Here is an 18193-nt window from a genome sequence, read left to right on the forward strand (position 1 = left end):
GTTGGGGCTAGCAGCGCGTGGCTAACAACTCTTGCCGCCGGGCCACTCGATCTCGAGATGCTCGTTGTTGAAGGCAGGGTCTTCCTCCGAGCCCCGACGCCAGCAGGTCATCCCGGCCGGCAGCGTGCTCATGCGGATCTCCTGGCCGTCGGGCACCAGGCCGCCGAAGGCCAGCAGGTCGATGAAGCGGTTGACGAGGTCGATGATGGCGGCGCGGTGCTCGGCGCGGACGCTGTGGATGCTGACGTCCGGACGGCCGAACTTGCGCATGCCGCGGGTGTGAAACCACGCGCTGCCGTCCTGCTCCGGCGAGACGAAGGTGACGACGTGCTGCCGCGGCTCGCAATGTCCGACGCCGAACGCCCGCGCCCGCCACTCTGCCGGGCTCCACCATTTCAGGATCTGCGGGTCGTAGATCGCGACCCCGCCGGCATCCAGGCAGAAGGTCAGGAGACCGATGACGTCGCGGAAATAGCTCAGCGTCGGCGGATCGGTGACGTCGCCCCTGACGACGAGGCAGAAGTCCTGGGCGGCGACGACCGCGGCCAGATCAGGATCCTGTGCGACGAGCCTGCCCCAGGCGTAGCCGGTGCGAAAGCGCGACACCACCATGGGCTGGACGGTCGGGCCGTAGCCCATGAGATCGAGGCCCTCGGGGAGGCCGCGCGATCGATAGGTCCCCCGTGAGAACGGGCGATCGATGTCGACCCAGCCATAGACGACATAGCAGAGGAAGGCATTGGGGCCGCCCGCAACGTAATGCGGACGCGGCCAGTCGGTGAGCGGCGACGTCATCAGCCCCCCTCCGTGGCTTGCGGCGGGAGCGAGGCGCATAGGGTCGCCGGACCTGGGACATGCGCGCGTGCTCTTCCGGCGAGGCGCGGTCCCATTCGCTCACTCCTTGCGCAGGAAGACGTAGTCGGCGGCGTAGGCGATGCTGCGGAGCTGTCCGGCGGTCTCGCAGGCGCCCTCGAGCTTGCCGCCCGAGGTGTTGATCCGCTGCACCGCGGTGATCTCGGACAGGACGCCCTTGCCGCCGCGATGCGAGACCACGGCGAGCTTCAGCCAGTGGATGTCGTTGTCGCTGGCGCCGACCGCGGTCCCTACCACACGGCCGCCGATCATCGAGCCGTCCTGATGCTCCCAGCTCGGGCCGGCGTAATGGCGGCCGACGGTCTTGCCGTCCTCGAACAGGGTGGCGATCGGCTCGCGGAAGGCCCAGGCGAGCTTGCCGTCCTGGCCGGTCTTGCATTCGTAGACCTGGGCACCCTCGGCGTGCAGCGTCAGCGCCGGCTTCTCGCCAGCCGCGATCAGGGCATCGGGGATCGCAGTTTCGGCCGCCTGGGCAGCGCCGCCCAGGGCGCAAAGCAGCAACAACAGCGATACCGTCGGGATCTCGCGCATGGTGAATTCCCTCAAAGACAATCAAAAACGGAAACGGGTCGTGCTTATGGCACGGCCTCGCTGATCGTTGGTGATCGCGAAGGCGGAAGTGAGATCACGCGCGTGTACGTGGGTAAAATGTCCCCATACCCGCGGTGACGATGGCCGCTGTTGATTGTGGCAATCTCGGTCAGCAAGCGCGCTGCAACCTCCCGCCCTTTGCGGTGTGAAGAACGGGGAGAGGGGGAGCACTGCCGCCGGGGCTTGGACTGCATGGCACGTCCTCGGGGCCTGCACATGAAAACGGGCCGCGCTTGTGGCGCGGCCCGTGGCAAATTGGTGAAACCGAAACGCGAAAGTGGCGAAACTTACGCCGCCATCGCCTTGGTCAGGTTCTCGGCGATCTTGTCGAGGAAGCCGGTGGTCGACAGCCAGCGCTGGTCGGCGCCGACCAGGAGCGCGAGGTCCTTGGTCATGTAGCCGGACTCGACGGTGTCGACGCAGACCTTCTCCAGGGTGGTCGCGAACTTCGCGAGCTCGGCATTGTTGTCGAGCTTGGCACGGTGCGACAGGCCGCGGGTCCAGGCGAAGATCGAGGCGATCGAGTTGGTCGAGGTCTCCTTGCCCTTCTGATGCTCGCGGAAGTGGCGGGTCACGGTGCCGTGGGCGGCCTCGGCCTCGACGGTCTGGCCGTCCGGCGTCATCAGCACCGAGGTCATCAGGCCGAGCGAGCCGTAGCCCTGCGCCACGGTGTCGGACTGCACGTCGCCGTCATAGTTCTTGCAGGCCCAGACATAGCCGCCCGACCACTTCAGCGCCGCGGCGACCATGTCGTCGATCAGGCGGTGCTCGTAGGTGATCTTCTTGGCCTCGAACTTGTCCTTGAACTCCTTGTCGTACACTTCCTGGAAGATGTCCTTGAAGCGGCCGTCATAGACCTTCAGGATCGTGTTCTTGGTCGACAGATAGACCGAATAGTTCTTGGCGAGGCCCATGTTGAGCGAGGCGCGGGCGAAGTCGTAGATCGACTCGTCGAGGTTGTACATCTCCATCGCCACGCCGGCGCCGGGCGCCTTGAAAACTTCCTTCTCGATCACGGTGCCGTCGTCGCCAACGAACTTCATCGTCAGCACGCCCTTGCCCGGGAATTTGAAGTCGGTGGCGCGGTACTGGTCGCCATAGGCGTGGCGGCCGATGATGATCGGCTTGGTCCAGCCGGGGACCAGGCGCGGCACGTTCTTGCAGATGATCGGTTCGCGGAACACGACGCCGCCGAGGATGTTGCGGATGGTGCCGTTCGGCGACTTCCACATCTCCTTGAGGCCGAACTCCTTCACGCGGGCTTCGTCCGGGGTGATGGTGGCGCACTTCACGCCGACGCCGACCTTCTTGATCGCGTTGGCGGCATCGATCGTGATCTGGTCGTTGGTCTTGTCGCGGCTCTCCATCCCCAGGTCGAAATACTGCAGATCGATGTCAAGGAAGGGGTTGATCAGCTTGTCCTTGATGTACTGCCAGATGATCCGGGTCATCTCGTCGCCGTCGAGCTCGACGACCGGGTTGGTCACCTTGATTTTTGCCATGATCGATGGGGCCTTCTTGGGAACAGCGCGCCAGGAATGGAAAGCGCTTGTGAAATCAAGCGCGTCATAGCACTGCTGCATCGCGGGCGGAAGCCGAGCCGGTAGGCGCCCGGTGCCGATTTTCGTAGCCCTGCCATGCCATCGACGCCTCGCCCCCTCCCGTTTCGCGCAAACCGTAGAATTCTTGGCTAAGCCAGTTATTTTACTTGAGAATTCCCGCCAGCCGGGCCAACGGATCGGGCAGGGCGCAGCGTCGGCGCTGTTAACGTGACGTGGAAGTTGAGGGGCAATCGTGTCGGGCACCGACAAGACGAAGGTGGGACTTGAGATCGCAGGCCCGGTGGTGGTCCTGGTCGAGCCGCAGCTCGGCGAGAACATCGGCATGGCCGCGCGCGCCATGGGCAATTTCGCGCTGTCCGAGCTGCGCCTGGTCAATCCCCGCGACGGCTGGCCCAACATCGCCGCCCAGCGGGCGGCGGCGGGCGCCGACCACATCATCGATCATGTCCGGCTGTTCGACACCCTGCCGGAGGCGATCGCCGATCTCGATCTGGTATTCGCGACCACGGCGCGCTCCCACGATCAGGCCAAGCCGGTGATGGGGCCGGAGGCGGCCGCGCGGGAGATGCAGGGCCAGATCGTGGCCGGCGGCCGGGCCGGCATCCTGTTCGGCCGCGAGCGGGCGGGCCTGACCAACGAGGAGGTCGCTCGCGCCAACCGCATCGTCACCTATCCGGTCAATCCGGGCTTCGCCTCGCTCAACCTCGCCCAGGCGGTACTGCTGATGGGTTACGAATGGTTCAAGCTGGTGACCGCGGGCGCGCTGCCGTTCGCGATGCCCGAACGCTCCGAGCGCTCCAGCCAGGGGCAGATGGAGGCGTTCTTCGAGAACCTGGTGCGTGAGCTCGACCGGGTCGAATTCCTGCGGCCGGCCGAGAAGCGCGAGACCATGCTGGTCAATCTGCGCAACATCTTCTTCCGCATGGAGCCGAGCCGGCAGGACATCCACACGCTGCACGGTGTGATCATGGCGATCGCCGAGGGGCGCAAGGGGCCGGCCAAGGGCGGCGTGCTCGACAGCGAGCAGGCGACCCGCTTGCGGGCGCTGATCGCCGAGCAGGGCACGGTCGCCAACCTGCCGGATTCGCGCGGCTCGCTGCGCGGGCTCGCCCGGCTGCTCCGCCGCAACCCGACCGACGCCGAGCGCGCGTTGTGGCACGCGCTGTCGCGCGACCGCCGCTTCGCCGGCCAGTTCAAGCGCCAGACCCCTGTCGGCCGCCACATCCCCGACTTCGTCTCCTTCATCCACCGCCTCGCCATCGAGCTCGTCGGCCCCGACGAGAGCGAGGGCGTGGTCGCCGACCGCAGCGCAAGACAGGCGTGGCTGGAAAGCCGCAACTATCGGGTCACCGAGGTGAAGGCGGCTGATGTAGAGAGCAATCTGGAAGCCGAGCTGGTGAGGCTGCAGGGGCTGATCGCCGAAACCAAGTAGCCGAGCCGCTCATCGCGAGCCGCGTGGCGGCGACCAAGGGCTCCGCGCGTCCGTCCATCACGCGCAATCGTCGATTGAGTTGTCGCGTGGCTCACACGGCCCCGGCAACTTCATCCCGCGCCCGCATGCCCGAGTCTGCGATCCCGTTTACACGGGCTGAACGATGTTTGGTGAACGCAATTGCAGATTGTGGCTCATCCGATCGGTTCTGATTAGATCGCAGCACAAAGAGCAAGATCTAAGGGGGCATTCATGGCTAAGCGACGATGGCATTCGTTTTTGTGTTGTGCGTTGATCGTCGGTTCGGTCTTCGGCTTGTCGGCAGGCACCCACGCAGCGGCCGCGAAGCGTTGCACGACCGCGGCCGATCTCGGCGCCGACGAGCGCATTGCCGGCTGCACCGTCGTGATCGAGCACGGCAAGCCGGCGACGCCGCAGGTGATCGAAGCCCGTTTCGCGCGTGCCGGCGCCTACTTCAGCAAGGGAGATGTCGAGCATGCGATCGACGACTACAAGATCGTCATCGAGCAGTCCTCGGCCGGTCTTCTTGCCGCATTCGATCGCGCGGCTCCTGATCTGCGCGAGAGCGAGCCGCAGCCGGGGTCGGGTTTCGGGCGGGCATTCGGCCGCAACGGCTACCGGGCGAAGGCCTATCGCGCGCTGGGCATCGCAAGCTTCCAGGCAGGTCTCCTCGAGCAGTCGCAGGACGACTTCAGATGGCTCAGCGAGATCGATCCCAACAATGCCGAGGCGGCCCTGTGGCTGGATCTGGCCCGCCGCCGCGCTGGCCTGCCGAGCGAGCTCGCCGACCACGCGAAGCGGCTCGACATGAGCAAATGGCCGGCACCGATCGTCCGTCTCTTCCTCGGGCAGGAGACGGTAGAGGCCGTGCTTGCAGCGGCAGATCGCGGTGCTCCTGGCAGGCGCAAGGCACGGCGTTGCGAGGCGAGCTTCTTCGCCGGCGAACTGATGCTCGACCAGAGTCGCGAGCGTGACGCCATGCAATTGATCGACCGGGCTGTCGCCGAATGTCCTTGGACGTCGCGCGAACGGTCGGTCGCCGAGGCGGAGACGCGCGCGCTCCGTGTCATGCCGTAAGCGTCATGCGTCGCTCGCGCGGGAAGAACAATAGGCCCGGCAAATCCCGCGGCGACCTGATTGCCGGCCGCATGCTTAACGCGCGCGTGCGCATTTGAGTGAAAATGCCCGGTCAAATCCGCACGCCGCGGGTTACGGAACGCTCGGGTTCGAACGGTATGATCTGCGCATTGCCCTTCCATCTTTGCAGCGGTGCGGCCTTTCATCATGAACGAAACCAGATCGGTGTTGCGGGACCTCGAGGATGCGATCGCGCGGGGGACCGCCGACAGCCGGGAGCGCGCGCTCTGGCATGCGACCGACCTGCTGATCGCGGGACGGTACTGCGAGGAGGAGATCGCCACCTTCGGCGAGGTCATCGGCCGGCTGGCCGACGAGATCGAGGTCGAAGCGCGTGCCAAACTCGCTGATCGTCTCGCCAAGATCGAATATTCACCGGCCAGCGTCATCCGCAAGCTCGCCTTCGATGACGAGATCTGGGTCGCCGGCCCGGTGCTGCGCGAATCCGAACGTCTCGACGATGCCACGCTGGTCGAGAACGCCAGCACCAAGAGCCAGGAGCATCTGCTCGCCATCGCCGAGCGCAAGACGCTGAGCCCGGCGGTCACCGACGTGCTGGCCACGCGCGGCAATCGGGACGTCGCCACGGCGGTGGCGCGCAATCACGGCGCACAGTTTTCCGGTGCCGGTTTCCTGCACATGGTCCAACGGGCAGAGAACGATTCGATCCTCGCCGAGCACCTCGGCCGGCGGCTCGACATCCCGCGTCACCTGTTCCAGCAACTGATCGCCAAGGCCTCGGACGACGTCGGCAAGCGGCTGGCAGGGGAGCGGCCGGAGCTGCTCGGCGAGATCCACAGCTCGGTGGCCAACATCGCGGGCGACCTGCAATCGAAATTCGGCCCGGGTTCACGCAACTACTTCGTCGCCAAGCGCACCGTCTCGATCCAGCATCGCCTCGGCAATCTGCACGAGAGCAGCATTGCCGGCTATGCGACCGCGCACAAGGTCGAGGAGGTGACGATCGGCCTCGCGCTGCTGTCGGGCCTTCCGGTCGACGTCGTCGAGCGGGCTCTGTTCGACCGCAACCGCGAGATGCTGCTGATGCTGGCCAAGGCGTTGCATTTCGGCTGGGACACGACGATGGCGCTCGCCTTTCTCGGCGCGCGCGATCACCGCATCACGGCGGGCGAGCTGCAGGATCTGGAGCGAGACTATGCGCGGCTCGACGTGCAGGCGTCGCGCAGCGTCATCGATTTCTATCAGTCGCGCAAGAACTCCGCCAAGGGCGGACGCGAGCAGCGCGCGCTCGCGCATTGACCGGGAAGCCAAGCACGAGGTGTCGCGGATGAATGGCATGGGACTCCAACCTCGCGGTGGGCGAGGGCTCGTTCGTCGCGAAGCGCCTGCGGACCGCGCGGCGGTCGATGCGGCCTGGCATGTGCTCGAAGCGGCCAATGAGCTCGGCGATGAGGCAACCGTCGCAGCCTGCCGGCGCGTGATCGACGCAAGCCTGAATGGCGCCGTCGCGGACCACGCCGACCAGAAGCTGGTGATCGACTACTTCCGCTAGCGCGACGATGAAATAGGCAGATGAAATAGGCAGGAGCAAGTCTGCTCAGACGGCGGCGAGTTGCGAATCCGTCTTGCTGCCGCGCTTCCCCGTCTTCAGCTTCGCGGGCTCGAACAGCGCACTGGCGGCGAGGCCCGCCGTGTCGGCGACCTCCGGATTGCGCGATACCATCGCCGCGACGATCGCGCCATCGATCAGCAGCGCCAATTGATGGGCGAAGCTCTCGGGCTCCACGGCTCCCATGTCCCGGGCAAGCTTCTCGATATGCGCCAGGACCACCTTCTTGTGACGCATCGCGATGGTGCGGAACTGCTTCTGGTCCTTGTCATGCTCGCCGACCGCATTGATGAAGGGGCAGCCGTAGAAGCGTTCCTCGCTGAACCAGCTCTTCAGCGCCGGGAAGATGCGCGCCAGCTTTTTCTCGGCATCGCCGCCGCCGCTCTCCATCTCGGCAATGAACCACTCGCGCCACTGCTTGCCCTCGCTTTCGAGCACGGCGGTGACGAGCGCGGTCTTCGATCCGAACAGCTTGTAGAGCGTGGTCTTCGCCGTGCCCGCCTCGCTGATGATGGCATCGATGCCGGTGGCGTTGATGCCGTTCTTGCAGAACAGCCGCGTCGCTGCACCGAGCAACCGGCCCCGCGCGGATTCGTCATCGCCGGCGGAGATCGTCCGCGCGATCGCCTGCTTCTTGCCGGTTTGTTTGCCCGCAGCTGACTTGCCCATGTGCGCAAGCTTAGTCGCTGTGCGCGTGAGTCAGCAAGACTGCTGATGCCGTCGAGGCAGCGTTGCGCGCAATTTGATCGCGGCCGGCAGCATTCTGCATCGCACTTGGGCAGGCGCGGGGTGGGCGCTTTTCACCACGATTGCCTAAGCCGCGAGGATCATTCCGCCTTTTGAATTCCTGGGGTGCTGGCACGCTTCGTGCAGGAAACAGACCGTTCGGTATCCTCGATCCCAGGGAGAGAAATGAGATGACGGCTGTGGTTCAGAAGACGGCCCTGACGGGTTGCCTCGCACCCATCGACAAGAACGGGCTCGAACAGCTCATCGTCAACGGCAAGGCCAACCCCAAGGTCATCAAGACCCTTAAGTGCAAGACCGTGGCGGAGGGCAAGTTCCGCCACGCCAACTACATCCGCAACCTCGCACCCTACATCGTCGACGAGCCGCCGGGGCTGCTCGGGGACGACACCGCGCCGAACCCGTCGGAGGCGTCGCTCGCCGCGCTCGGTTCGTGCCTCGCCGTGGGCCTGCACGCCAATGCCGTGCATCGCGGCTGGATCGTCAACAAGCTCGAGCTGGAGCTCGAGGGCGATCTCAACATCACCGCGGTCTGGGGCACCGGCGACGTCAGCGAGAAGCCGGTCGGCTTCACCGATGTCCGCGTCAAGGTCGACATGGAATGCGAGGGCATCCCGCAGGAGGAGGTCAAGGCGCTGATCGATCACGTCAAGAAGTGGTCGCCGGTCGCCAACACCTTCACGCGTCCGGTCAATCTCGAGGTCGGGATCTGATCTCGGCTTGAACGCCCGAGCAGCGGAGGACGTCATGGGTTCACTCGGACAGCATCTGGCGGTCGATGGAGCGGGCGTGATGCCCGTGCCGTCGACCGTGGAGCAGGTGGCGGCGATCGCGCGCAACGAGCTCGCGCCGCTCGCCTCTGGCATCGACGCCGGGACGGTGTATCCGGCCGACGTGCTCCGCCGCTTCGGCGAGGTCGGGGCGTGGAGCAGCCATTTGCCCGATGGCGGCAAGGCGGATCTCAACAGCGCGATCGCCTCGATCGCGGCGATCGGCGAAGTCTGCGGCGCCTCCGCCTTCATGGCGTGGTGCCAGAACACGCTGGTCTGGTACATCGCCAATTCCGGCAACAAGGCGCTGGTCGATCGGCTGCTCGACGATGCCGCGAGCGGCAAGCTGCTCGGCGGCACCGGGCTCTCGAATCCGATGAAGAGCTTCTTCGGCATTGAGAAGCTCAAGCTCAGGGGACGCAAGGTCGAAGGCGGCTATGTCGTGCGCGGCGTGCTGCCCTGGGTCTCCAATCTCGGCCCGGACCACATGTTCGGCACGATCTTCGAGCGTGAAGATGCGCCCGGCGAGATCGTGATGTTCATGGCCGACTGCGCCGATGCGGCGGTCACGTTGCAGCCGTGCCAGCCGTTCCTGGCGATGGACGGCACCGGCACCTACGGCATCCAGTTCCGCGACCTGTTCGTGCCGGACGAATTGATCCTCGCCGATCCCGCGGGGCCCTTCGTCAGGAAGATCCGTGCCGGCTTCATCCTGCTGCAGGCCGGCATGGCGCTCGGGCTGATCAAGGACTGCATCAAGATCATGCAGGAGGTCGAGGCGCCGCTCGGCCACGTCAACCGCTATCTGCCACAGCAGCCGGTCGACTTTCATGCGCTCGCCGATGAGCTCGCAAAGGAGACTTCCGCGCTCGCCAGCGATCCGTTCAACACCGACGAGATCTATTGGCGCAAGGTCGTCGCGCTGCGCCTGCGTGCCGGCGAGGCCAGCGTCGCTGCGGCTCATGCCGCGATGCTCCATTGCGGAGCACGCGGCTATCTCAAGGGCAATCGCGCCGAACGCCGCCTGCGCGAGGCCTATTTCGTCGCGATCGTAACTCCCGCGACCAAGCAGCTCCGCAAGATGCTCGCCGACGGCTGACGCCGGCGAGAACGGCAAACCAACAAATCCCAACCAGGAGAGGCCTGCCATGACGGACGTTCTGATTACTGCCGGCGAACTCGCCGAGTTCATCAAGACCGAGCCGAGTGTCGTGATCGACACCCGCAATCCCGATGCCTACGCTGCGGGACATCTTCCCGGCGCCGTGAACGTCCACGAGATCTTCACCTATCTGGCCACGTCGACGCCGGAAGGCGTCGCGGAGCTGAAGACGAAATTCGCGGACGCCTTCGGCGCTGCCGGACTGTCGGGCGCCGAGACCGCGGTCGTCTACGAGCAGTCGATGAACTCCGGCTTCGGCCAGTCCTGCCGCGGCTACTTCCTGCTCACGATGCTCGGCTATCCCAAGGTGAAGGTGCTGCATGGCGGCTACGACGCCTGGGTCGGCGCCGGCATGCCCGTCACCACCGACGTGCCGTCGCCGGCCAAGGCGTCGTTCGCGATCGTGCCGGAGGCGGGCAGCATCCTGATCGATGCCAAGGCGATGTTGGCCGCGGTCGGCAATCCCGCGATCGCGATCCTCGACGTCCGCGACGTCGACGAGTGGATCGGCGATTCGTCCTCGCCGTATGGCAAGGACTTCTGCCCGCGCAAAGGTCGCATTCCCGGTGCGGTGTGGCTCGAGTGGTACCGCATGATGAAGCCGACCGCCGAAGGCCCGCGCTTCAAGTCGAAGGACGAGATCCTCGCCGAATGCGCCACCGTCGGCATCACGGTCGACACGCCTGTCTATCTCTACTGCTTCAAGGGCGCACGGGCCTCGAACACCTTCCTGGCGTTGAAGAACGCCGGCGTCAAGGATGTGCGGATGTATTTCGGCTCGTGGAACGAGTGGTCGCGCGACCCGTCGCTGCCGATCGAGGAAGGTCTCCCGATGCCGGCGATGACCAGCAAAGCGGCATAGAAGCTGCATGAGATGCGCGTCCGGCCGCTGAAAAATGCGGCCGGATGAGCAGTTCGGAGGCGCTGACAGCGCAGGTGTGACAAAGGGGCGCAGCACATGTCGATTTTCGATGATCCGTTCGATGCCGATTCACGGGTGAATGCCGGTTGTATTTGCGGCGAGCATCGCAGCCCGGCCGAACACGAGCACGCCATGCTGGCGTTGCGCTGCGAGCCGGTCGCGGACTCCCAGGAGAAGCGCTACGAGAACGTCGTCGCATCGGCCGTGCTGCGCGCGGTGTTTCCGGAAGCCGCCACGCGGCGCGCGTTCCTGAAGACGGTCGGCGCCGCCACGGCGCTGGCTGCGGTCTCGCAGTTCTTCCCGCTGAAGACCGCGACGGAAGCGTTCGCAGAGGCCGGCACACCGGAGAAGAAGGATCTCAAGGTCGGCTTCATCCCGATCACCTGCGCGACCCCGATCATCATGGCGGCTCCGCTCGGCTTCTATGCCAAGGCCGGGCTGAACGTCGAGGTCGTCAAGACCGCCGGCTGGGCCGTGATCCGCGACAAGACGATCAACAAGGAATACGACGCCGCCCACATGCTGGCGCCGATGCCGATCGCGATCTCGCTGGGCCTCGGCGCTCAGCCGATCCCGTTCACCGTGCCCGCCATCGAGAACATCAACGGGCAGGGCATCGTGCTGTCGATGAAGCACAAGGACAAGCGCGATCCGAAGGACTGGAAGGGCATGAAGTTCGCCATTCCGTTCGACTACTCGATGCACAATTATCTGCTGCGCTATTATCTGGCCGAGCACGGCATCGATCCCGACACCGACGTGCAGCTGCGCTCGGTGCCGCCGCCGGAAATGGTGGCGAACCTGCGGGCCGACAACATCGACGGCTTCCTCGCGCCCGACAACATCTGCCAGCGCGCGATCTATGATGGCGTCGGCTATCTCCACATCCTGTCGAAGGAGATCTGGGACGGTCATCCCTGCTGCAGCTTCGCTGCCAGCCGCGAGTTCATCACCACGGCGCCGAACAGCTTCGCTGCGCTGACACGCGCCATCGTCGATGCCACCGCCTATGCGTCCAAGGCCGAGAACCGCAAGCAGATCGCCGAAGCGATCGCGCCGGCCAACTACATCAACGCGCCGGTGACCGTGCTGGAGCAGGTGCTGACCGGCACCTATGCCGACGGCCTCGGCGGTGTGAAGACCGATCCGAAGCGCGTCGATTTCGATCCGTTCCCGTGGCAGTCCTTCGCGGTGTGGATGCTGACGCAAATGAAGCGCTGGGGCCAGATCAAGGGCGACGTCGACTACAAGGCCGTGGCCGAGCAGATCTATCTCGCGACCGACACCCGCAAGGTCATGACCGACATGGGGCTCTCGCCCCCGAAGGACTCCTACAAGTCGTTCTCGGTGATGGGCAAGAGCTTCGATCCGACCAAGCCGGACGACTATGTCGCCAGCTTCAAGATCAAGAAGGCGTCGTGATGGGGATGATGGACGCGACCCTGCTGACCACGCCACCGGTGTCGTCCCGGCGAACGCCGGGACCCATACGCCGTGACCTCGCCTGGGGCTGGGATGGCAGCGGCAATCTTATCCATCCACTGAATTCGGTGGTTATGGATGCTGGCCTTCGCCGGGATGACGGCGGTGGGCGGGGCTGCTGATGAGCACATCACTCCGTCTGCGCGCCGCTGTCGTCTCGATCGTGCTGCTCGCCGTCTTCCTCGGCGCCTGGCACATCGCCACGCGCAGCACCGGGACGGCCGCCAACATGAGCCCGGAATACGCCAAGCTGATGGGCATGACGGCGACCCAGGGCAAGTCGGCGATGCCTGGACCGCTCGATATCGGCGCCAAGCTGTGGGAGCATCTGCGGCGACCGTTCTACGACAATGGCCCGAACGACAAGGGGCTCGGCATCCAGCTTGCCTTCTCGCTCGGGCGGGTCATGCTCGGCTATCTCATTGCGGTCGCCATCGCGATTCCGCTGGGCTTCCTGATCGGCATGTCGCCCTTGATGAGCAAGGCGCTCGATCCGTTCATCCAGATCCTCAAGCCGATCTCGCCGCTCGCCTGGATGCCGCTGGCACTCTACACCATCAAGGATTCCGGCCTGTCGGCGATCTTCGTGATCTTCATCTGCTCGGTGTGGCCGATGCTGATCAACACCGCTTTCGGGGTCGCCAGCGTGCGCAAGGAGTGGATCAACGTCGCGCGCACGCTCGAGGTCGGGAATTTCCGACGTGCCTTCACGGTGATCCTGCCGGCGGCGGCGCCGACGATCCTCACCGGCATGCGAATCTCGATCGGGATCGCATGGCTGGTCATCGTCGCGGCCGAGATGCTCGTCGGCGGCACCGGCATCGGCTACTTCGTCTGGAACGAGTGGAACAACCTCTCGATCACCAACGTGATCATCGCGATCCTGCTGATCGGCGTCGTCGGCATGGTGCTGGACCAGCTCCTCGCCCGCGTGTCGCGGCTCGTGACGTTTCCGGAGTAGGGCGTGCCATGACCGACAAGTTCATCTCCATCGAGGGGGTCGCCAAGCGCTACGACGGGGCGCGGAGCACGACGATCTTCGAGAACCTCTGGCTCGCGATGGCGCGCGGCGAGTTCGTCTGCGTGATCGGGCATTCCGGCTGCGGCAAGACCACGGTGCTCAATATTCTCGCCGGGCTCGACGCGCCGAGCGAGGGCGCGGTCATCGTCGACGGCCAGGCCATCGAAGGCCCCAGCCTCGACCGCGCGGTCATCTTCCAGAGCCATGCGTTGCTGCCGTGGCGGACGGTGCTCGGCAACGTCGCCTATGCGGTCTCCTCGAAATGGCGCAAATGGGATCGCGCCAAGGTCAAGGCGCATGCGCTCAAATATATCGAGCTGGTCGGCCTCGCCGGCTCCGAGCACAAGCGTCCCTCCGAGCTCTCCGGCGGCATGAAGCAGCGCGTCGGTATCGCTCGCGCATTGTCGATCACGCCGAAGATCATGCTGATGGACGAGCCATTCTCCGCGCTCGACGCACTGACCCGCGGCACCCTGCAGGACGAGGTCCGGCGCATCTGCGTCGAGACCGGGCAGACCGTGTTCATGATCACGCACGACGTGGACGAGGCCATCTATCTTGCCGACAAGATCGTGCTGATGACCAACGGACCCGGCGCGGTGCTGGCCGAGATCGTCGAGAACCCGCTGCCGAAGGACCGGCTGCGCGGCGATCTGCATCGCCACCCGCTGTATTATTCGTTGCGCAACCACATCATCGATTTCCTGGTCAGCCGCAGCAAGACCTTCACCGCGGAGACGCCGGACCACGATCCGCGCAAGGTGCCGGTGGTGAAGATCGGCCGGACCGAGCCGACGATCGTGGCGTCCAAGGCGGCCGACAGCGACGCACCGCAGGCGGTGGCGCGCTGACGCTCAGAAGAAACCCATCAACGAAGGCCCATCAAGGGAGACCAAGCATGAAGCGATCCGACCTCACCGAGAAGCTGCTCGACATCAAGCGCGAGAAGGGCTGGAGCTGGAAATACATCTGCGAAAAGATCGGCGGCTATTCCGAGGTGCTGATCGTCGGCGCCATTCTCGGCCAGATGAAGCTGACCAAGCCGCAGGCCGCCAATGCCGGCGAGCTGTTCGGTCTCTCCACGAGCGAAATCTCGATGTTGAACGAGACGCCGATGCGCGGCGAGGGCATTCAAATGCCGCCGACCGATCCCTTGATCTACCGCTTCTACGAGCTCGTGATGATCAACGGTCCGGCCTGGAAGGAGCTGATCCAGGAGGAGTTCGGCGACGGCATCATGTCGGCGATCGATTTCGACATGGTGATGGAGCGCCTGCCGAACGCCAAGGGCGACCGCGTCAAGATCACGATGTCGGGCAAGTTCCTGCCGTACAAATACTATGGCGCGAGCGGCAACGTGCCGGAATACGGATTCAAGGAAGAGTAGGAGAGGGGCGAGTAGCGAATAGGGAGTAGCGAATAGGGGTTCTCCACTATTCGCTACTCGCCCATTCGCTATTCGCCTGCTTTCACTGTCCCGCCTTGACCTGGGCCACGGCAGTCGCCAGCAGCTCGCTCATCTTCGCGCGCACATCCGCCTCGGTGACGGCCGCGCCCTTGGCGGTGAGATCGCCCAGCACCTTGCGCAGCACGTCGGCGTCGCCGGCCTCCTCGAAATCGGACGCGACGACCTCCTTGGCGTAGGCATCGGCGTCAGCGCCGGACTTGCCGAGCTTTTCGGCAGCCCACAGGCCGAGGAGCTTGTTGCGGCGGGCTTCCGCCTTGAACTTCAATTCCTCGTCATGGGCGAATTGCTTCTCGAACGCGTCCTCGCGCTTGTCGAACGTGGTCATGGTCGGAACTTCCAGTGTTGCCGAAAAGGGTTAACCGCGGAGGCGGTTGCGGGGCGGTGGCCGCACGCCTAAATAATTGGAACACCTTGTCAATACAACGGGCACGAGGCCGCAGGGAAGGGCGGTAAAACTCCTCCTCCGGGGTCTGGATCGATTGTGCTCGGGACACCAATGGGATAGGTTTCCCACAGGCCCGGTTCTTGTTCTGTTTCCTATGGATCCAGGCCCTCGCGGCAGCTCCGTCGTGGTCCTGTCCAAAGTCATCCGGAGCCCACCAATTTCATGGATTTCAACAAAACACGGTACATCCCAATGAGCCGTCGGCGTCGCATTTATGAAGGCAAGGCCAAGGTCCTTTACGAAGGTCCCGAGCCGGGCACCCTGATCCAGCACTTCAAGGACGACGCCACCGCCTTCAATGCCAAGAAACACCAGGTGATCGAAGGCAAGGGCGTCCTCAACAACCGGATCTCGGAGTACCTGTTTCAGCACCTCAACGACATCGGGGTGCCGACCCACTTCATCCGCCGTCTCAACATGCGCGAGCAGTTGATTCGCGAGGTCGAGATCGTTCCGCTCGAGGTCGTGGTGCGCAACGTGGCGGCGGGCTCGCTGTCGCAGCGCCTCGGCATCGAGGAAGGCACCCAGCTGCCGCGTTCGATCATCGAATTCTATTACAAGAACGACCAGCTCAACGACCCCATGGTGTCGGAAGAGCACATCACTGCGTTCGGCTGGGCGACGCCCCAGGAGATCGACGACATCATGGCGCTCGCCATCCGCGTCAACGACTTCCTGACCGGTCTCTTCCTCGGCATTGGCATCCGCCTGGTCGACTTCAAGATGGAATGCGGCCGGCTGTTCGAGAACGAGATGATGCGGATCATCGTCGCCGACGAGATTTCCCCCGATTCGTGCCGGTTGTGGGACATCAAGTCGAACGAGAAGCTCGACAAGGACCGCTTCCGTCGTGATCTTGGCGGCCTTCTGGAGGCCTATACCGAGGTCGCCAAGCGGCTCGGCATCCTCATGGAGAACGAGCGCCCGGCGGGCTCCGGCCCGGTTCTGGTCAAGAGCTAAAGGAATCAGAGACGTGAAAGCGCGTGTCACGGTGACACTGAAATCCGGCATCCTCGATCCCCAGGGAAAGGCGATCGAGGGCGCCCTCAAATCGCTCGGTGTCGACGGCGTCGCCAGCGTGCGCCAGGGCAAGGTGTTCGACATCGAGCTCGCCGGCGCCGACAAGGCCAAGGCGGAGGCGGCGTTGAAGGCCGCCGCCGACAAGCTGCTCGCCAACACGGTGATCGAGAATTACCGGGTGGAGCTGCTCGGGTAGGGGAACTCTCGGGGTAGGCAATGACTGCGGTCACCAACGAGCTGATGTACGAAGTCTTGAAGTCGATCCAGGCGCGGCTCGCGCAGGTCGACGGAAAGATCGACGAGCTGAAGTTGGCTGAACAGGCGTCGCGTACTGCCCAGATCGCTCTTCGTCAGGAGATCACTGGCATTCACCAGGAGCTCTCCGGGATTCATGCCACTTTGGTTCGCCACGAGGGCCGTCTCGATCGTATCGAGCGGCGCCTCGAACTCAACGATGTGCCGACGCTATGAAATCCGCCGTTCTCGTCTTCCCCGGCATCAACCGCGAACGCGACATGGCGCGCGCGCTGCGCATGATCTCCGGCCATGAGCCGGCGATGGTCTGGCACGCCGAGACCTCGCTGCCCAAGGGCACCGATCTCGTGGTGGTCCCCGGCGGCTTCTCCTATGGTGATTATCTGCGCTGTGGTGCGATCGCGGCCCGCGCCCCGGTGATGGACGCCGTGCGCGATCACGTCGCCAAGGGTGGCCTCGTGCTCGGCGTCTGCAACGGCTTCCAGATCCTGTGCGAATCCGGCCTGCTGCCGGGCGTGCTGATGCGCAACGACCGGCTGAAGTTCATCTGCAAGGACGTGCACCTGCGCGTCGAGCGCTCGGATTCGCCGTTCACCCGCGGCTACAATGCCGGCCAGGTCATCCGCGTGCCGGTCGCCCATGGCGAGGGCAACTATGCGGCGGACGAGGAGACCTTGAAGCGGCTCAATGGCGACGGGCGCGTGCTCTACCGCTATTGCTCGGCCGATGGTGAGGTCGGTGACCTCAGCAACATCAACGGCGCGGCGCATTCCATCGCCGGAATCGTCAACGAGAACGGGAATGTGCTCGGCATGATGCCGCATCCCGAGAATCACGTCGAGGACATCATGGGCTGCACCGACGGCCGCGGGCTGTTCGCCGGCCTCGTCGCGCATCTCGACCGCGCCGCCTGATCACCTCGCAACGCCGTCACGTGTCGTTCGGCCGCTCGCCGGCCGGACCCACAAACGACCGATTGGTGATCGAGGTTGCGGGACGTTCCTCCATCTCCCAGACGTCCTTGACGTCCGCCCCTGCCTCGATCCCGACGGTGCCCTGATGTCGACGCTGCCCCTCACTTGGCGCGCCTTGCGCTGGCTGCTCTTGTCCGCGTTGCTCTCGGTTGTCCCCGGCATCGGCGCGGCTCGGGCTGAGACACCGGCGGCAGCGCCCTCGGCCGCCGCGGCGCCGTTCGCGGTGAGCGGCTGGAAACCGCAGCGGCCGAACGGCGCCGACGTGACCTTCTTCCTGTGCGAGGACGCCAAATGCGGCCCCGGCTCGAAGGTGAGCTATCGACTCTACCCGCCCAACACGACCATGACGATCGAGCAATTCCGCGCGTCTCAGGAGCAGACCATCAAGCTGCTCGACCGGCGCGTGCCCGGCCAGACCACCACGATTCTCGGCGTCGATGGCGACAAGGGCACCGGTGTGCCGCGGGTGTTTCGTGTCAGGCGCCTGAAGGTGGCACCTGACGGGACCCGGGAATATCAGGTCAGCGGCGTGCTGTTCGGGGTGAAGGGCAGTGCGAGCCTGATCAGCTCGGCAGATAGCGAGAAAGGCAGCACCACCAACTTTGCGCAGTTTGCCATTCCCGTCCTGGTTCTGCTCGGGCTGCCGCCGCGGCAGTGACTGTAAGCGCGGCGGTTCGCGGAGCGGCGCTTCGCATCTTTGCCGATGCGGTCCTCGGCGCTCGGTGAAGGCGCCGTTCATCG

General features: G+C 64.8%; 21 protein-coding genes. 16 read left to right on the top strand and 5 right to left on the bottom strand.

Annotated elements, in window-relative coordinates; genetic code table 11:
- Positions 1 to 21 precede the first annotated feature (21 nt).
- From QXZ94_RS03950 to QXZ94_RS03960, 3 genes are all read right to left on the bottom strand, one after another.
- Positions 22 to 795 carry a hypothetical protein gene (locus tag QXZ94_RS03950; protein ID WP_315719322.1) on the bottom strand — a complete coding sequence of 258 codons (774 nt, stop codon included), beginning with the start codon at positions 793 to 795 and terminating at the stop codon, positions 22 to 24.
- A gap of 99 nt (positions 796 to 894) precedes the next feature.
- Positions 895 to 1404, bottom strand: coding sequence for a DUF3455 domain-containing protein (locus QXZ94_RS03955; protein WP_315719323.1), 510 nt, complete (start codon positions 1402 to 1404; stop codon positions 895 to 897).
- Positions 1405 to 1751: 347 nt separating this feature from the next.
- Complete coding sequence (locus QXZ94_RS03960; RefSeq protein ID WP_172131025.1) at positions 1752 to 2966, bottom strand: NADP-dependent isocitrate dehydrogenase; 1215 nt, start codon at positions 2964 to 2966, stop codon at positions 1752 to 1754.
- A gap of 292 nt (positions 2967 to 3258) precedes the next feature.
- On the opposite strand from QXZ94_RS03960, the gene QXZ94_RS03965 reads away from it, so the two are divergent.
- The 4 genes from QXZ94_RS03965 (at position 3259) to QXZ94_RS03980 (ending at position 7129) form a co-directional block, all read left to right on the top strand.
- The gene (locus tag QXZ94_RS03965; protein ID WP_315719324.1) at positions 3259 to 4458 is read left to right on the top strand and encodes a TrmJ/YjtD family RNA methyltransferase; all 1200 of its coding nucleotides are present in this window, start codon (positions 3259 to 3261) and stop codon (positions 4456 to 4458) included.
- Between the two features lie 252 nt (positions 4459 to 4710).
- Positions 4711 to 5556 carry a hypothetical protein gene (locus QXZ94_RS03970; RefSeq protein WP_315719325.1) on the top strand — a complete coding sequence of 282 codons (846 nt, stop codon included), beginning with the start codon at positions 4711 to 4713 and terminating at the stop codon, positions 5554 to 5556.
- 207 nt (positions 5557 to 5763) lie between these two features.
- Entirely contained in the window at positions 5764 to 6876 is a 1113-nt protein-coding gene (locus QXZ94_RS03975; protein WP_315719326.1) for a DUF2336 domain-containing protein, read from the top strand.
- Between the two features lie 37 nt (positions 6877 to 6913).
- Positions 6914 to 7129, top strand: a complete 216-nt coding sequence (locus QXZ94_RS03980) for a hypothetical protein (protein WP_315719327.1) — start codon at positions 6914 to 6916, stop codon at positions 7127 to 7129.
- A gap of 45 nt (positions 7130 to 7174) precedes the next feature.
- On the opposite strand, the gene QXZ94_RS03985 is transcribed toward QXZ94_RS03980, so the two are convergent.
- The gene (locus QXZ94_RS03985; protein ID WP_315719328.1) at positions 7175 to 7855 is read right to left on the bottom strand and encodes a TetR/AcrR family transcriptional regulator; all 681 of its coding nucleotides are present in this window, start codon (positions 7853 to 7855) and stop codon (positions 7175 to 7177) included.
- A 248-nt stretch (positions 7856 to 8103) separates the two neighbouring features.
- On the opposite strand from QXZ94_RS03985, the gene QXZ94_RS03990 reads away from it, so the two are divergent.
- The 7 genes from QXZ94_RS03990 (at position 8104) to cynS (ending at position 14677) form a co-directional block, all read left to right on the top strand.
- Positions 8104 to 8646 (top strand): OsmC family protein, encoded by a 543-nt coding sequence (locus QXZ94_RS03990; RefSeq protein WP_172113730.1) that lies wholly within the window; start codon positions 8104 to 8106, stop codon positions 8644 to 8646.
- Between the two features lie 34 nt (positions 8647 to 8680).
- Positions 8681 to 9802, top strand: a complete 1122-nt coding sequence (locus QXZ94_RS03995; protein ID WP_315719329.1) for an acyl-CoA dehydrogenase family protein — start codon at positions 8681 to 8683, stop codon at positions 9800 to 9802.
- 49 nt (positions 9803 to 9851) lie between these two features.
- Positions 9852 to 10727, top strand: coding sequence for a sulfurtransferase (locus tag QXZ94_RS04000; protein WP_315719330.1), 876 nt, complete (start codon positions 9852 to 9854; stop codon positions 10725 to 10727).
- A 96-nt stretch (positions 10728 to 10823) separates the two neighbouring features.
- Positions 10824 to 12209 (top strand): CmpA/NrtA family ABC transporter substrate-binding protein, encoded by a 1386-nt coding sequence (locus QXZ94_RS04005; protein ID WP_315719331.1) that lies wholly within the window; start codon positions 10824 to 10826, stop codon positions 12207 to 12209.
- 181 nt (positions 12210 to 12390) lie between these two features.
- A complete protein-coding gene (gene ntrB / locus QXZ94_RS04010; protein ID WP_315719332.1) occupies positions 12391 to 13230 on the top strand; it encodes a nitrate ABC transporter permease in 840 nt (279 codons plus the stop codon).
- 8 nt (positions 13231 to 13238) lie between these two features.
- Positions 13239 to 14141 carry an ABC transporter ATP-binding protein gene (locus tag QXZ94_RS04015; RefSeq protein WP_315719333.1) on the top strand — a complete coding sequence of 301 codons (903 nt, stop codon included), beginning with the start codon at positions 13239 to 13241 and terminating at the stop codon, positions 14139 to 14141.
- 47 nt (positions 14142 to 14188) lie between these two features.
- Positions 14189 to 14677: a cyanase gene (gene cynS, locus QXZ94_RS04020; protein WP_315719334.1), complete on the top strand. Its 489-nt coding sequence runs from the start codon at positions 14189 to 14191 to the stop codon at positions 14675 to 14677.
- Between the two features lie 82 nt (positions 14678 to 14759).
- On the opposite strand, the gene QXZ94_RS04025 is transcribed toward cynS, so the two are convergent.
- Positions 14760 to 15083 carry a DUF1476 domain-containing protein gene (locus QXZ94_RS04025; protein ID WP_315719335.1) on the bottom strand — a complete coding sequence of 108 codons (324 nt, stop codon included), beginning with the start codon at positions 15081 to 15083 and terminating at the stop codon, positions 14760 to 14762.
- A 312-nt stretch (positions 15084 to 15395) separates the two neighbouring features.
- Here QXZ94_RS04025 and purC point away from each other — a divergent pair, with 312 nt between their 5' ends.
- The 5 genes from purC (at position 15396) to QXZ94_RS04050 (ending at position 18110) form a co-directional block, all read left to right on the top strand.
- Entirely contained in the window at positions 15396 to 16163 is a 768-nt protein-coding gene (gene purC, locus QXZ94_RS04030; protein ID WP_008974302.1) for a phosphoribosylaminoimidazolesuccinocarboxamide synthase, read from the top strand.
- A 13-nt stretch (positions 16164 to 16176) separates the two neighbouring features.
- The gene (gene purS / locus QXZ94_RS04035; RefSeq protein ID WP_315706343.1) at positions 16177 to 16419 is read left to right on the top strand and encodes a phosphoribosylformylglycinamidine synthase subunit PurS; all 243 of its coding nucleotides are present in this window, start codon (positions 16177 to 16179) and stop codon (positions 16417 to 16419) included.
- Between the two features lie 20 nt (positions 16420 to 16439).
- Positions 16440 to 16694, top strand: a complete 255-nt coding sequence (locus QXZ94_RS04040; RefSeq protein ID WP_315719336.1) for a hypothetical protein — start codon at positions 16440 to 16442, stop codon at positions 16692 to 16694.
- Positions 16691 to 17392, top strand: coding sequence for a phosphoribosylformylglycinamidine synthase subunit PurQ (purQ, locus tag QXZ94_RS04045; RefSeq protein WP_315719337.1), 702 nt, complete (start codon positions 16691 to 16693; stop codon positions 17390 to 17392). The genes QXZ94_RS04040 and purQ overlap by 4 nt, the downstream gene beginning before the upstream one ends.
- 145 nt (positions 17393 to 17537) lie before the next feature.
- A complete protein-coding gene (locus QXZ94_RS04050; RefSeq protein WP_315719338.1) occupies positions 17538 to 18110 on the top strand; it encodes a hypothetical protein in 573 nt (190 codons plus the stop codon).
- Positions 18111 to 18193: the final 83 nt, after the last annotated feature.

The sequence above is a fragment of the Bradyrhizobium sp. SZCCHNS2022 genome (assembly GCF_032377575.1).
GTDB lineage: Bacteria > Pseudomonadota > Alphaproteobacteria > Rhizobiales > Xanthobacteraceae > Bradyrhizobium > Bradyrhizobium aeschynomenes.